The sequence below is a fragment of the Prevotella sp. HMSC077E09 genome, assembly GCF_001814685.1.
Lineage (GTDB): Bacteria > Bacteroidota > Bacteroidia > Bacteroidales > Bacteroidaceae > Prevotella > Prevotella oris.
The window spans coordinates 1-13,858 of record NZ_KV817539.1 but is presented as its reverse complement, the minus strand read 5'-3'; the positions used below and the strand labels follow the sequence as shown (position 1 = coordinate 13,858).

Genomic DNA, 13,858 nt, shown 5'->3' with positions numbered 1-13,858 from the left:
TAACGCGTGGTTTTCAAACCCGGTACGGGTTTTGCTTCTTCCAATTACGTGGCGGATACGAAAAAGCTGAACCCGTTCCAGGTTCATTTCATACGTCCATTTTATCCCCACGTAGACTCACTTCGCTCGCCGACGTGGGGCTTTCAAAAGCACAACTCGTACCGAGTTGCCCTCCCACCTCTCGCCTGTTATCTTGCCACATGGTTATTACGATGAAACAATAGGGTGGAGATTACTACACGACAGGGTATAGAACGCATGCTTATTTGCGTCATTTTACGGCGTAAAGTGACGCAAGTTGCATGGTGATTTGAGTCAAAAAGCAGAGTAATCTATGTCAAATGATTATGCAAACAGATATGGATTACCCGAATTGGGGATAAATCTTTGCTTTTGAATAGTTTCAATTGCTTATCCGAACTAAGGTGTTTGATGCTGCTATTTGCCTCAAAAAGCGCAGTGATTTAAGTCTGATGGTGAGATGATTTGACGTAGATTGCATGGAATTTCAGTGTTATTTTAGTCTTTATTTTGTGTTGATTTTTGCAATATTCTGATAGCCAATGCGTTATAAACTGCCAAAATACAGCCCGTATTTAGAGCGGGATAGTCTTTCATTTCAAATACGAGAGCTATGCGAGAACATTTGTAAAGTTCCTTGATAAGATTTAACTTATAATCCGTTTGCACTGTAAAGTTCTTTGTACACCAATGGTATTCGGTTGTTTCCCGTTTGATTTTTGGAGATAGTTTCAGTTCAGTACAAATACAGTCCAATCGTCCTGATGATATTTACCTGCTTGAATCCACTGCCAAAACAGGTAAGGATATGTCGGAACTAAGGAGGAACAGCAAGAAACCCCAACTGATGATAGCGGACTGTTCTTTTTATCTTTCCTGTCAAAAAGGCATTTGTTTCTGTGTTTTTTTACTAAATTTGCAGTATTATTAAAGACCTAACAGAAGAAGGCAGAATGACAATTATCCTCGCATTACATGCAATTTGCATTTATTTCTTTTTGAAGCGGAACTCTGATGTGCCAGTTTGGTTGAAGTTGTTTGCATTGAGTCCGCAATTAATATCACCGTTGGTGATCTTTGTAACCATCTTTTTCTTTGATGCACCAGGCGTTTCTTGGAAGGCTGTGGCTTTGTTTATATTGGCCAACGCTTATACTTTCTTGATTTATATCGGTGCATTCTGGGCTTGCAGCTTCTATAGGAAAGGATTTCGTCGTTGGGCACTTGTGCCTCCTTCTCTGTTTACGCTCATTAATCTTTCTGCCTGCTTAGCATTCTTTCGGGCATAGAAAGCTTACAGAGTTGATGAGGATTTACTTCTCTTCTTCGTAATCTACATATTCACCTTCATCTTCTTTGAATATCTTCTTGTTGGCTTCCTCGGGTTCACGTGTGTCGAACACTTGTTCCCTGTCACCGTAGGTGCGGCGTCGTTGTGCATTCTGTTGTCGCTGACCGAAGTCTTGTGCACGTTGATTGTATCTGTTGATATTGTTTCGGAACGTATTGATGAAGCGAAAAGCTGTCAGCAAGATGAATATGAAGAGTACTATGAAAAGCAGAAATATAAACTTGAATAAGAACATCGTCTATCCCTCCTTAATTATATAGGTGTGTTGAAAAGTGAAGTTGGTTGTCATGCTTTATTCTTCAACCAAAGCAAAACTGAGCCGACAAGATAAAGGGTAATGATAATCCACCAGGCTTCGAGAAGTCCGAAAACAGCAAGGCAGACAATGGAAAGTACTGCAAAACAGTATTTCACTTCATTTCCTTTCCACCCCCACTGCTTGAACTTCAAGGCAAACATCGGCAGTTCTGACACGAGCAGATAGCAGCTGACGGCAAGCATCATCAAGAGGATGAATATGGAATAAGGCGAGCTTTCGAGCCATGAAGGATTGCTGACAATGAGTGAACTCCAGAACAATGCGTTGGCTGGTGTGGGTAAACCGATGAATGAAGTGGTTTGTCTTTCATCGAGATTGAACTTTGCAAGGCGCAAAGCGGAGAATGCTGCCATGAGAAAAGCAACGTAAGGGATGTAGTCTTTTATGCCGAAAAGAACTCCGGGATACTCCAGAACAGACAACTCGGAGAATAGAATTGTGGCAGGAGCAACGCCGAATGTAACATCGTCGGCTAACGAGTCAAGTTCCTTGCCTATGGGAGATGACACGTGCAACAAACGTGCTGACATGCCGTCGAAGAAGTCGAATACTGCACCGATGATAATCCAGAGAAGGGCCATTTTAGCGTCTCCGGCGAAGGCAAACGTCGTGGCTATGCATCCCGAAATAAGGTTGCAGCAGGTGATACTATTTGGAATATGTTTCTTAATACCCATTATTTCAGTTTGGCAATAATCGTTTGGTCACCTATCGTAGTCTGTCCCATTTTCACGCAAACTTCGGTTCCAATGGGCAGAAATACATCGACACGGCTTCCTAATTTGATAAATCCAAGGTGCTCGTCAATATAGCAGTCTTCACCTTCTTTGGCATAGGTGACGATGCGACGTGCCATGGCTCCGGCTATCTGACGACACAGAATGTCCTCTCCTTCGGGAGTAGTGATCATTGTGTCAGCGCGTTCATTCTCCTCACTTGCCTTGGGAAGCCAGGCTTTATGATAGTTCCCGTCTTGGTGGCGCACGAATTTCACCTTGCCATCAACAGGAAACCAGTTGGCATGAACATTGAAAAGGCTCATGAATATGCTGATCATCAGGCGGCGATCATGGAAATATTCGTTCTCATCTACTTCTTCTATAACGACAATCTTGCCGTCGGCAGGGGCTACAACAACCTTTTCTGTCTCGTCAGTTTCAGAGAAACAGCGCACAGGACAACGGTAGAAGTTGAGCACAATGGCATAAACTGAACCGAAAATAATTAGGAATGACCAGAAAAAGAGCTTGTTGTCTAACCGAAACAATAGTAGTGCAAGCGCTGCGTAGGCTATGAAACTGTAGAGAAGGGTATCGGTCCCTTCGCGGTGAATACGTATTTTCTTAAATTTCTTTATCTTCTTAATCATAGTCTATTGGAATAGATACTAATTCATCGCAAAGGTAATTATTTTTTGTTTTATGAGCAAATATCTAAAATAAAAAACCTTGTTTTATTTTGTATTCCTCTTTTTTTGCAGTACCTTAGCAACCCAAATTATTATCTTATGCAAGACTTTATTCACCTACATGTCCATACTTATTATTCGGTTCTTGACGGCCAGTCCAAGATATCTAACCTTGTAAATAAGGCTGTCGAAAACGGAATGAAGGGTATGGCGATTACGGATCACGGTGTAATGTTCGGCATCAAGGAGTTTGCCGACTATTGTGCCGGCGTCAATAAAAAGCGGAAAGCCGATGGACTTGAACCTTTCAAGCCTATCCTTGGCTGTGAAATGTACGTGGCACGGCATAGACTTCAGGATAAAGTTAAAGAGCATGGAGACAACTCCGGCTATCATCTTATCGTGTTGGCCAAGAACTATAACGGCTATAAGAACCTTATAAAGTTAGTCAGCAAGTCGTGGATGGAGGGCTATTATTACCGTCCGCGTACGGATAGAGTAGAGCTTGAGAAGTATCACGAAGACCTGATTGTGTGTTCAGCTTGTATTGCCGGCGAGGTACCTTCAAAGATAATCAAGGACGATTTGGAAGGAGCACGCGAGGCTTGTGAATGGTATCATCGTGTTTTCGGTGATGACTATTACCTCGAATTGCAGCGTCATGAGGTGAAAGATCCTACAATTCTGGCCAATCGTGAAGCCTTCCCGCTGCAGCAGAAAGCCAATAAAGTGTTGTTGGAATTTGCTAAAGAGTATGGCATTAAGGTCATCTGTACGAATGATGTGCATTTCGAAGACAAGGAAACTGCCGAAGCTCACGACCATTTGTTATGTCTTTCTACGGGTAAAGATCTCGATGATCCAAACCGTATGCGCTATAGCAAACAGGAATGGTTCAAGACTCGTGAGGAGATGAACGATATCTTTTCAGATGTTCCCGAGGCTTTATCGAACACGCTTGAAATCTTTGATAAGGTCGAACTCTACAGCATAGAGCATGGCCCTATCATGCCTTTCTTCCCAATTCCAGAGTCTTTCGGTACAGAAGAAGGGTGGAGAAAGAAATTTACGGAGGCTGATCTTTACAGGGAATTCACATCTGATGAAAATGGAGAAAACCCACTTTCTCAGGAAGAAGGGCAGAAAGTCATTGACCGTCTTGGTGGATATGATAAGATTTATCGCATCAAGTTTGAGGCCGACTACCTTGCAAAATTAGCCTATGATGGTGCAAAGAGGCTTTATGGAGACCCTGTTCCGGACAATGTCCGCGAGCATATTAACTTCGAACTTCACGTGATGAAGACCATGGGGTTCCCGGGATATTTCCTTATAGTTCAAGACTTTATCAACGCTGCCCGCACTGATTTGGGTGTCATGGTTGGCCCTGGGCGTGGCTCTGCAGCAGGCTCCGTGGTAGCTTATTGCTTGGGAATTACGAAGATAGACCCCTTGAAATACGACCTTCTGTTTGAGCGTTTTCTCAATCCAGATCGTGTGAATCTTCCCGATATTGATACCGACTTTGATGATGATGGACGTGGAAAGGTGTTGCGATGGGTAATGGATAAGTACGGGCATGAGAACTGCGCGCATATCATTACTTATGCAAGTATGGCCACAAAGAACTCTATCAAGGACGTCGCGCGCGTGGAAAGACTGCCTTTGGACAAATCGAATTTCCTCTGTAAAGCTATCCCTGACCGTCTGCCCGACGGCTTGAAGATGAATCTTACGAATGCCATTAAGTGCACACCTGAACTCCGTGAGGCCGAAGTTTCACAGGACCCACGCGAGCGAAACACAATCAAATATGCTAAAATGCTTGAGGGAACGGTGCGCGGAACGGGTATTCATGCCTGTGGTTTCATTATCTGTCGTGACCCGATCAGCAACTGGGTACCAGTTTCAACGGCTGATGATCCCGATTTTCCAGGCTTGAAAACTGCCGTAACACAATACGATGGGCATGTCATTGAGTCTACCGGACTCATCAAAATGGACTTCCTTGGACTCAAGACTCTGTCGGAGTTAAAGGAAGCCTGCAAGGTTGTTAAGAAGACTGTTGGTGATGATATCGACCTTGATAATATCCCCATAGATGACGAACTGACCTATCAGCTCTATCAACAGGGCCGTACTATCGGTACATTCCAGTTTGAGTCACCGGGCATGCAGAAGTATCTTCGTGAACTGCATCCTACGGTTTTCGAGGATCTTATCGCCATGAATGCCCTCTATCGGCCTGGTCCAATGGACTATATTCCTGATTTTATCAAGCGTAAGAACGACCCAACTTTAGTGACATATGATATTCCTTGCATGGAGAAATACCTCAAGGACACTTACGGTATCACTGTGTATCAGGAGCAGGTGATGTTGCTTTCGCGTCAATTGGCTAACTTCACACGAGGTGAAAGCGATGCCCTTCGTAAGGCGATGGGTAAGAAAAAGAAGGCCATTGTTGATGCGATGAAGCCTAAATTCATTAAGCAGGGACAGGAAAATGGGCATGATCCGAAGGTGTTGGAAAAGATTTGGGGTGACTGGGAGAAGTTCGCTTCCTATGCATTCAACAAGTCTCATGCCACATGTTATTCGTGGGTAGCCTATCAGACAGCCTATATGAAGGCGCATTATCCTGCTGAATACATGGCAGCACTTATGACTCGGCGTTTCAGTCAGATAACCGAAATCACCAAACTCATGGAGGAATGCCAGAGCATGAAGATAGCAACGCTCGGCCCGGATGTCAATGAAAGCTACTCAGAATTCGGTGTAAACAAGAAAGGCGAAATACGTTTTGGCCTCTCTGCCATTAAGGGAATGGGCGAGACGGCAGCCCAGTCAATCGTTAAAGAGCGCGAAACTAATGGCCCATATAAGGATATCTATGACTTCGCTGAACGTGTTGATTATGGTTGTGTCAATCGAAAAGCATTTGAATCTCTGGCTTTGAGCGGCGGTTTCGATGGCTTTGAATTCCGCCGTGAGCAATATTTCGCAGCAGGAATGAAAGGAGATGTGTTCCTTGATACGCTTGTTCGCTATGGTCAGCTCTATCAGCAAGAGCAGCGAGAAGCCAAGAACTCGCTCTTCGGAGGCGAGAGTGCAGTCGAGATTTCACGTCCGGTTCCCGGCAATGCAGAGGATTGGAGCACGATTGAAAGGCTCAATCGCGAGCGTGATTTGGTAGGAATTTACCTCAGTGCACACCCTTTAGACGAGTATGGGGTTATCTTGAAGTCGATGTGTAACACGCATTGTGTGGAGATAGATAAGAAAGAAGAGCTTGCCAAGAAAGAGGAAATCTCTATTGGTGGCATTGTAACAGGGGTGAAATCCAAGTTTACCAAGAATGGGAAACCATGCGGTTTTGTCACTTTGGAGGATTTCGAAGGCAGCGGAGAATTGGCTTTCTTCGGTGAAGAGTGGGGGCGTTGGCGTGGTATGTTGACTGAAGGTTGCATCGTATATATTACAGCCAAGTGCCAACAACGCTATCGCGACAGTAACTTCTACGACCTCCGTGTGCAGGATATTCAGTACATGCAGACCGTCAAAGATACGCGTTTGGAGAAGATTACCATATCTGTTGACAGTACAGTACTTACAGAAGCCGTCGTCAACGACCTCAGTACGTTAGTTGAAAAGACGCCGGGGAAGGCGCAACTCTATGTGCAGGTTATCGACCGCGAGCATAATGTCAGCGTGATGCTGCGCTCACGAAGCCACACCGTTGACGTCACCAAAGAACTCCTGAACTATGTCGACAGCAACTCTGCCATGTCCTATCACATCAACTGATGAGTCTTTACGACTGTTTTAACAGACTTTTTGGCATGGCATTTGCTTTTATGAAACTGAATGATTACTTTTGCAAAAGTATATAAGATTACTAATAAAAGAAACAAATAAGATGGAAGTTAAAATCACAACCCAAAACATTGAGAGTTATAAGAACGGCGAATTGCCATTGGTAGTAGACCTTTGGGCAACCTGGTGTGGGCCTTGTCGCATGGTAGGGCCTATCATTTCTGAGCTTGCAGAAGAGTATGACGGCAAGATCGTTGTCGGCAAATGCGATGTCGAAGAGAATGATGATGTAGCAGCAGACTATGGTATTCGCAACATTCCTACTATTCTCTTCTTCAAGAATGGCAAGCTTGTTGACAAGTTTGTAGGTGCAGCAAGCAAGGCAATTCTCGACGAAAAGTTCAAGGCTTTGCTGTAATCATGCCGATGGGTGCATGCCCATTGTAGGCTGTCAAAAAGGGAAAAGCCTGTCAGATTAATCAGTCTGACAGGCTTTTTTCATGCTCATGAAGATGTTTTTAGATAGCTGTTGATTTGCCTGTAGCTGCTGTTTCAAGGAAGATGAGGGCTTGAATATCCGATATGTCGTGTCATTCGGTTATGTAAACATCTGTTCCTGCAATGGCTTGACGTATGGTTTTTCTCGTCATAATCCTATGAGGCAGATTATATGTTAAATTTAATCAAGGATATTTACAATTGCTCTTACATCACTGGTAAATTCAAAATAAGATTTATTGCCATTCAAAATACGCGAGTTTTAAGGCCATTTTGTAAAATGCTGACTATCAAAATGTTGCAGAACTTCATACAAAATGCAAGATGAAATCACGCTGAAAAGCCATGCGATTTACGTCAAATTACCCCGTAATATGTATCAAGTTAGAGTGTAATCTGACTCAAATAGCGGTGTGTTTTGCGTCATATTGCAACACATGATGATTGGAATTGCAGACTAAGTAGATAAAAACAGGATGATTGAAGCCCTCAGATGATTTGAAAGATATGCAGAAAGCAGAACTTCATTCCTATTTGGTGTGACTCCGAAGTGTTAAAAACGGTAAATAATATTTATAGATTTCAGCGCTTTTGAGAGCATTGGAGGCAATTCAACAAAAGTTCTGTAAGAAAATATAGAAAAGGAAAACAGTTTCTGAATGCTTTGATAATACAAAGTGAAAATACTGCCTATAGCGTTTCGTTTGCATATGAAAGGGAAGGAAAATGATATGGTTTAACCTGCCATCTGCAGCGTTCGACATTGATAGAGAGATGAAACTCTGGGCTGTATTATTCTCAATTGTCTCTTAGGAAGCCTGTCAGAAAGACTTATATCGGTGGTTGAAACCGAAAAAGGGGAAGCGCTTTTACACTTCCCCTGTAATAGAATTAATGCCATTGAAAGGTTGATGCAATTGGGTTGGAACTGCTTGCAGCAAAGCATTCTGCCTCTTCTGCGCTGCAAAACACCCCGACCTATAGGCCATATTCAGCCTCATTGCATCAAAATCATCTGAAACTTTGGCTCTCACTCCATTGAGAAGGGAGCACTGGATGGTTTCTAATTATGCACCAACGTACCTATTTCTTCTCCGTTCAACACCCGTTTCAAGTTGCCATAAACATCCATGTTGAACACATAGATAGGCAGATGGTTTTCCTTACACATTGTCGTGGCCGTGAGATCCATGACTTTCAATCCGCGCATATAAATTTCATCGTAGGTAATCTCGGTGAATTTTGTGGCCTTACTATCCTTTTCCGGGTCGGCAGTATAAATGCCGTCGACGCGTGTTCCCTTGAGCATTACGTCGGCTTCAATCTCTATACCACGCAGCGAACTGCCTGTGTCTGTCGTGAAATATGGGCTTCCTGTGCCTGCAGAGAAGATGCAGACATAGCCTGATTCCATGGCTTCTATGGCCTTCCACTTGCTATAAAACTCTCCGATTGGCTCCATGCGAATAGCTGTGAGCACTTTTGTTTTAACACCAATCGCACCCAATGCGCTGCTCAGTGCTAACGAGTTGATGACCGTTGCGCACATTCCCATCTGGTCACCCTTTACCCGATCGAAGCCTTTCTGACTTCCACTAAGGCCTCGGAAGATGTTGCCACCACCGATCACAATGCCAATCTGAACGCCCATTTCATGGGCTTCCTTAATCTGTTGTGCATAATCTGACAGACGCTCGGGGTCGATACCATGTCCTTGTTCGCCCATCAAACTCTCACCACTCAACTTAAGTAAAATACGTTTGAACCTCATATTAGTATAAAATAAAAGCACCAGAACAACCTCTCCTGCCCCTCTCCGTAAGAGGTGGAAGCGATTTTTAGACCGCTTTTTGAAGGAGAATGGTCATCTGTTTATTGTGCCGTTGTCATTTGTTAGATTGATATTTTATTTCATTTCGAATGCCTTGAAGATATGTTTCCCTCTTTCAGGAGGGCTGGGTAGAGCTTTTCAAGCTTTCCAACTCCTTGAACCTATACTCGCGGATGACGCCTTCCCGATTTCTGACGACTAATGTTCCATCGTCTTCAACCTCTATGATTGCAGCATCAAACACCTCACCTGAAGCCACGTCACGATAGGGATAGAACCCATGACGATGATAAAGTGCCTCATGATAAAGTGCAGAAATGTCACCATATTGCCCGTTTTCAATCCACGAATAATACTTATCGAAAGCTGAAAGCAGCTCATTAAGCAGTTTCTTTCGGTCGATTTCGTGACCTGATATCTGTGCCAACGAGACGGGATTTGGGGCATCACTCTTGAAAACTTGTTGGTTTACGTTGAGTCCGATGCCAAAGATGCAGTCCTTGATATGGCCTGCAGAGAGCGTCGTTTCAATCAGAGTGCCACTGATTTTGCGGTCACGCCAATAGACATCATTGGGCCATTTCAGCGTGATTTCAGTCGTGTAGCCATCCAAAACCTCTTTCAAAGCCAGACCGCCTGCCATAGAAAGCAGGAACTGATTACGCACCGGAACCATCAAAGGGTGTGTCATGATACTGAAAAGCAGGTTTTTCCCCGCTTCACTTTCCCATCGGTTTGCAGCCTGTCCGCGTCCCGAACGCTGATAATCTGCCACGACAACGCTTATTCTCTGGCTGTTCGAAAGCATCAGTTTGCGTATTTCATCGTTGGTAGATGTGGTTTCTTCGAGCCAGATTACCTCTGGTTTTTCCCGCTGTTTCTTCTTACTGAAGAGCCAATCTCTTATTTTCATTTGTCTTAATATGCAAGTTTATTATACCAAAAGCGGGTTGAAAGCATCCACAATATGTTCGAGTTTGAAGTTTTCGGGAGCCGTTCCAACGATGCTGATCAAATCGAAACGCAAGTCATCCCATATCAATCTTTCCTTCACATAGGCATTGGCGGCATGGCCGAGATTGCGTATTTTCCGCGCATCTACAGCCTCGTCAGGGTGCATAATCACATCAGAACCTCGCGTTTTCACTTCCACAAAGACCACCGTTGTGCCGTCAGGTGAGCGGGCAATGATGTCAAGATCGCGATGTCCTTGCCGCCAATCGCGCTCTATAATGCCGTAACCTGCATGCTCAAGATATGTAGCTGCGAAGTCTTCTCCTATCTTTCCAAGTTCATTATGTACTGCCATTGTCAACGAATATGGGTTACAAAAATACGATATTTATTCTGTTTCATCAAGTGTTTAGCTAAGAAAAATCATCTTGTCAATGGCATTATTCGTGATATATGCTTTGCCTTTTACTTTCAATTTTGTGTTGGTTGCATTTTTTTTATTATCTTTGCAGAAGATATAGCGACGCTCGGTAATATGCAAAAGAACTATTGTAAGCATGAAATTCAGTGATGTAATCGGACAGAAAGAGGCTAAGAACCGACTGCGAGAGTTAGTGAAAGAACATCGTATTCCTAACACAATGATGCTCTGTGGGCCTGTCGGAAGCGGCAAACTGGCGCTTGCTCTTGCCTTTGCTTCCTATCTGTTAGGTGAACGCAACGATGAGGAATCATTGCTTTCTGACCCTCGTGCTATTGCAAACGCAGAGGCTATGCTGGCCAAATGGGAACATCCTGACTTGCATTTTACGTATCCTGTCATCAAACCTACAGGCACTTCGGCAGACCATAAGATGACAAGTGACGACTTCTCTCAACAGTGGCATGAACTGCTTTTAAAGTCACCTTATTTCAGCATAGATACCTGGTTGACCGCTATGGACGCTGCAAATCAGCAGGCTTTAATAGGTGCAGGCGAGAGCGATGAACTGACAAGAAAGCTCAGCATCAAGTCAAGTCAGGGCGGTTATAAAGTGAGTATCATCTGGTTACCAGAGCGAATGAATGTGGAATGTGCCAATAAGTTGCTCAAACTTCTTGAGGAACCGCCTCATCAAACGGTGTTCATCATGGTTTGTGAAGAGCCTGAATTGCTGCTTGATACTATCAAGAGCCGCACGCAGCGCATAGACATCAAGCGCATTGATGACGCTTCTTTGGAGCAGGCACTTATCGAACGGCGTGCCATTGATGCTGAAAATGCCCATCGTATTGCACGCATTGCAGGCGGAAACTGGCTGCGGGCGCTTGAAAATCTGGATGCAGGTAATGAGAATCGGCAGTTTCTTGACATGTTCATTATGCTCATGCGATTGGCTTATCAGCGCAATATCAAGGAACTTAAAAAATGGAGTGAGGTCGTTGCAACATATGGACGTGAGAAGCAACGGCGCCTGCTTAGTTATACCATGAATATGGTGAGAGAGAACTTCATGTATAATTTTCAGCAGCCAGAGCTATGTTATATGACGCAGGAAGAAGAGAACTTCTCCCGCAAGTTCGCAAGATTTATCAACGAAGCCAATGTGATAGATATCAGCAATCTGTTGCAGAAAGCACGGCGAGATATAGGGCAGAATGCCAATGCAAAGGTTGTTTTCTTTGACTTGGCGCTGCAAATGATAGTTTTATTAATCAGAAAGTAAAGATCTAAATGGACTTCAAGAATATGAAATTCAAGTTGGCAAGCGGCTGTGATCGTGGCCTTTGCCACAAAGGATGCGGTCGACAAAACCGACAACTCAACACGTATGACTGGTTGGCTGACGTGCCGGGAAATGCTGAAAGCACAGACCTTGTGGAGGTTCAATTCAAGAATACGCGCAAAGGATATTATCACAATGTGAACAATCTTGACCTGAAAAAAGGCGATGTTGTAGCCGTTGAAGCCAATCCCGGGCACGACATTGGAGTGGTTACACTCACAGGTCGACTCGTAAAGTTACAGTTGAAGAAAGCCAATCTCAAGTCGGCTGACGACATCAAACGCATCTACCGAATAGCCAAACCGGTGGATATTGAGAAATATAATGAGGCGAAAGCACGCGAACATACCACGATGATTGAGAGCCGACAGATAGCAAAACGGCTCGGCTTGCAGATGAAAATCGGCGATGTGGAGTACCAAGGTGACGGCAATAAAGCTATCTTCTACTACATCGCTGACGAGCGAGTTGACTTCCGACAACTTATCAAAGACCTTGCAAGTGCTTTCCATATCCGCATCGAAATGAAGCAGATAGGTGCGCGACAAGAGGCCGGACGCATAGGTGGAACAGGCCCTTGCGGACGTGAACTCTGCTGTGCTACGTGGATGAAGAACTTTGTAAGCGTCAGCACTAATGCTGCTCGATTTCAGGATATATCGCTCAATCCGCAGAAACTTGCCGGGATGTGTGCCAAACTTAAATGTTGTCTGAACTATGAAGTCGACGACTATGTTGAGGCCGGTAAATGCATGCCGGCCCGTGATGTCGTGCTACAGACACAGGATAGTGACTATTATCTGTTCAAAACGGATATCCTTGCAGGTCTCATTACCTATTCAACCGACAAGCATCTTGCTGCCAACTTAGAGGTCATTTCAGCCCAGCGTGCATACGAAATCATCATGATGAACCGTCGTGGAGAGAAGCCTCTTTCTCTGCTTGAAGATAATAAGAGCAAGGCTCCCAATAAGCCGAAAGACCTTCTTGAAGATGATATCAACCGCTTTGACAAGGCTAAACGCAAGAAGAAAAAACGTATGCCTTCACGCGACAACAAAGAAAATGGATCGCAAAGAACTGCTGCAGAGGGCATCGAAAACCAGCGTCAGCCACGCCAATCCAATGGCAATGGGGAACCACGCAACGGCCAACAGCCCCGCAATAACAACGGGAACCGACGCAATAACCGCGGAGGCAGAGACGAACAGCGCCGGCAAGATGGCGAACGTCGTGCTGAAAGTGAGCGTCAATCCCGCCAGACAGCTCCACAACAGAAGCCAAATACGGAAGAAAAGGCATGAAGATTAAAAGTGTTTTCATAGCTGTCATGACTGCGTTGATACTGAGTTCGTGCACTGAAAACAGAGTCTACGACCGGTATCAACACACACCTGTTGTCGGTTGGGAACGCAATGATACACTCAAATTTGATGATATTGTACGTTTCAAAGATGCAGGTTGCTATACTGCTAACCTCGGATTGCGCATCAACGGCTATTATCCTTTCACGGGATTGACGCTGATTATCGACAAGCTTACGCTGCCTTCGCATGCTGTTGAGAGCGACACCATTAACTGCAAACTCATTGATCAGAGTGGCAACAGTAAGGGAATAGGTGGCATAAGCTATTACCAATACAACTTTAATCTAAAGGATATCACCGTGATGAAAGGCGACAGCATCATTGTCAGCGTTCGACATAACATGAAACGTGAGATACTTCCCGGCATCAGTGATATCGGATATATGCTCATCAAGAAAGATTAAAGGTGCTATTTCCCAGCATTCTTGAGGGAGAGGAAATAGGAATGTTTCGCCCGTTCAAAAGAAGTAAGCATGTATTGTGCTTGTAAGCGGATTATATGCAGTTTAAATTAGTAAATGCGACAG

The 13,858-nt window shown here is 44.3% G+C and carries 12 protein-coding genes; 6 read left to right on the top strand and 6 right to left on the bottom strand.

Translation table 11 applies throughout. The features are described from left to right. Positions 1 to 974 precede the first annotated feature (974 nt). A complete protein-coding gene (locus tag HMPREF2983_RS05045) occupies positions 975 to 1,310 on the top strand; it encodes a hypothetical protein (RefSeq protein ID WP_070667252.1) in 336 nt (111 codons plus the stop codon). A 24-nt stretch (positions 1,311 to 1,334) separates the two neighbouring features. On the opposite strand, the gene HMPREF2983_RS05040 is transcribed toward HMPREF2983_RS05045, so the two are convergent. The 3 genes from HMPREF2983_RS05040 to HMPREF2983_RS05030 are packed head-to-tail and all read right to left on the bottom strand — an operon-like array spanning position 1,335 to position 3,060. Next, positions 1,335 to 1,607, bottom strand: a complete 273-nt coding sequence (locus HMPREF2983_RS05040) for a DUF4834 family protein (RefSeq protein WP_018919621.1) — start codon at positions 1,605 to 1,607, stop codon at positions 1,335 to 1,337. A 50-nt stretch (positions 1,608 to 1,657) separates the two neighbouring features. Beyond that, positions 1,658 to 2,368, bottom strand: coding sequence for a CDP-diacylglycerol--serine O-phosphatidyltransferase (gene pssA, locus HMPREF2983_RS05035; protein ID WP_070667251.1), 711 nt, complete (start codon positions 2,366 to 2,368; stop codon positions 1,658 to 1,660). Next, positions 2,368 to 3,060 carry a phosphatidylserine decarboxylase family protein gene (locus HMPREF2983_RS05030; protein ID WP_004371544.1) on the bottom strand — a complete coding sequence of 231 codons (693 nt, stop codon included), beginning with the start codon at positions 3,058 to 3,060 and terminating at the stop codon, positions 2,368 to 2,370. Before HMPREF2983_RS05030 ends, pssA begins: the two co-directional genes overlap by 1 nt. Positions 3,061 to 3,198: 138 nt before the next feature. On the opposite strand from HMPREF2983_RS05030, the gene dnaE reads away from it, so the two are divergent. Then, positions 3,199 to 6,906 carry a DNA polymerase III subunit alpha gene (dnaE, locus tag HMPREF2983_RS05025; protein WP_070667249.1) on the top strand — a complete coding sequence of 1,236 codons (3,708 nt, stop codon included), beginning with the start codon at positions 3,199 to 3,201 and terminating at the stop codon, positions 6,904 to 6,906. A 112-nt stretch (positions 6,907 to 7,018) separates the two neighbouring features. After that, positions 7,019 to 7,333: a thioredoxin gene (gene trxA, locus HMPREF2983_RS05020; protein WP_004371542.1), complete on the top strand. Its 315-nt coding sequence runs from the start codon at positions 7,019 to 7,021 to the stop codon at positions 7,331 to 7,333. Positions 7,334 to 8,476: 1,143 nt separating this feature from the next. On the opposite strand, the gene pyrH is transcribed toward trxA, so the two are convergent. The 3 genes from pyrH to HMPREF2983_RS05005 all read right to left on the bottom strand — a co-directional run bounded on the left by pyrH (position 8,477) and on the right by HMPREF2983_RS05005 (position 10,553). Then, positions 8,477 to 9,184: a UMP kinase gene (pyrH, locus tag HMPREF2983_RS05015; protein WP_004371538.1), complete on the bottom strand. Its 708-nt coding sequence runs from the start codon at positions 9,182 to 9,184 to the stop codon at positions 8,477 to 8,479. Between the two features lie 175 nt (positions 9,185 to 9,359). Beyond that, the gene (locus HMPREF2983_RS05010) at positions 9,360 to 10,157 is read right to left on the bottom strand and encodes a biotin--[acetyl-CoA-carboxylase] ligase (RefSeq protein WP_070667247.1); all 798 of its coding nucleotides are present in this window, start codon (positions 10,155 to 10,157) and stop codon (positions 9,360 to 9,362) included. 21 nt (positions 10,158 to 10,178) lie between these two features. Further along, positions 10,179 to 10,553, bottom strand: coding sequence for a YraN family protein (locus HMPREF2983_RS05005; RefSeq protein WP_070667245.1), 375 nt, complete (start codon positions 10,551 to 10,553; stop codon positions 10,179 to 10,181). A 202-nt stretch (positions 10,554 to 10,755) separates the two neighbouring features. Here HMPREF2983_RS05005 and HMPREF2983_RS05000 point away from each other — a divergent pair, with 202 nt between their 5' ends. From HMPREF2983_RS05000 to HMPREF2983_RS04990, 3 genes are read left to right on the top strand one after another with little or no spacing between them, the layout of a single operon-like run. Next, positions 10,756 to 11,904 carry a DNA polymerase III subunit gene (locus HMPREF2983_RS05000; protein ID WP_018919609.1) on the top strand — a complete coding sequence of 383 codons (1,149 nt, stop codon included), beginning with the start codon at positions 10,756 to 10,758 and terminating at the stop codon, positions 11,902 to 11,904. Between the two features lie 8 nt (positions 11,905 to 11,912). Beyond that, positions 11,913 to 13,268: a PSP1 domain-containing protein gene (locus HMPREF2983_RS04995; RefSeq protein WP_070667242.1), complete on the top strand. Its 1,356-nt coding sequence runs from the start codon at positions 11,913 to 11,915 to the stop codon at positions 13,266 to 13,268. Further along, a complete protein-coding gene (locus tag HMPREF2983_RS04990) occupies positions 13,265 to 13,735 on the top strand; it encodes a gliding motility lipoprotein GldH (protein WP_070667240.1) in 471 nt (156 codons plus the stop codon). The genes HMPREF2983_RS04995 and HMPREF2983_RS04990 overlap by 4 nt, the downstream gene beginning before the upstream one ends. The last annotated feature ends 123 nt before the right edge of the window (positions 13,736 to 13,858 follow it).

Bases quoted from the DNA above. Each gene is read 5' to 3' on its own strand.
- HMPREF2983_RS05045 (WP_070667252.1), top strand. From the start codon at position 975: ATGACAATTATCCTCGCATTACATGCAATTTGCATTTATTTCTTTTTG.
- HMPREF2983_RS05040 (WP_018919621.1), bottom strand. From the start codon at position 1,607: ATGTTCTTATTCAAGTTTATATTTCTGCTTTTCATAGTACTCTTCATA.
- pssA (WP_070667251.1), bottom strand. From the start codon at position 2,368: ATGGGTATTAAGAAACATATTCCAAATAGTATCACCTGCTGCAACCTT.
- HMPREF2983_RS05030 (WP_004371544.1), bottom strand. From the start codon at position 3,060: ATGATTAAGAAGATAAAGAAATTTAAGAAAATACGTATTCACCGCGAA.
- dnaE (WP_070667249.1), top strand. From the start codon at position 3,199: ATGCAAGACTTTATTCACCTACATGTCCATACTTATTATTCGGTTCTT.
- trxA (WP_004371542.1), top strand. From the start codon at position 7,019: ATGGAAGTTAAAATCACAACCCAAAACATTGAGAGTTATAAGAACGGC.
- pyrH (WP_004371538.1), bottom strand. From the start codon at position 9,184: ATGAGGTTCAAACGTATTTTACTTAAGTTGAGTGGTGAGAGTTTGATG.
- HMPREF2983_RS05010 (WP_070667247.1), bottom strand. From the start codon at position 10,157: ATGAAAATAAGAGATTGGCTCTTCAGTAAGAAGAAACAGCGGGAAAAA.
- HMPREF2983_RS05005 (WP_070667245.1), bottom strand. From the start codon at position 10,553: ATGGCAGTACATAATGAACTTGGAAAGATAGGAGAAGACTTCGCAGCT.
- HMPREF2983_RS05000 (WP_018919609.1), top strand. From the start codon at position 10,756: ATGAAATTCAGTGATGTAATCGGACAGAAAGAGGCTAAGAACCGACTG.
- HMPREF2983_RS04995 (WP_070667242.1), top strand. From the start codon at position 11,913: ATGGACTTCAAGAATATGAAATTCAAGTTGGCAAGCGGCTGTGATCGT.
- HMPREF2983_RS04990 (WP_070667240.1), top strand. From the start codon at position 13,265: ATGAAGATTAAAAGTGTTTTCATAGCTGTCATGACTGCGTTGATACTG.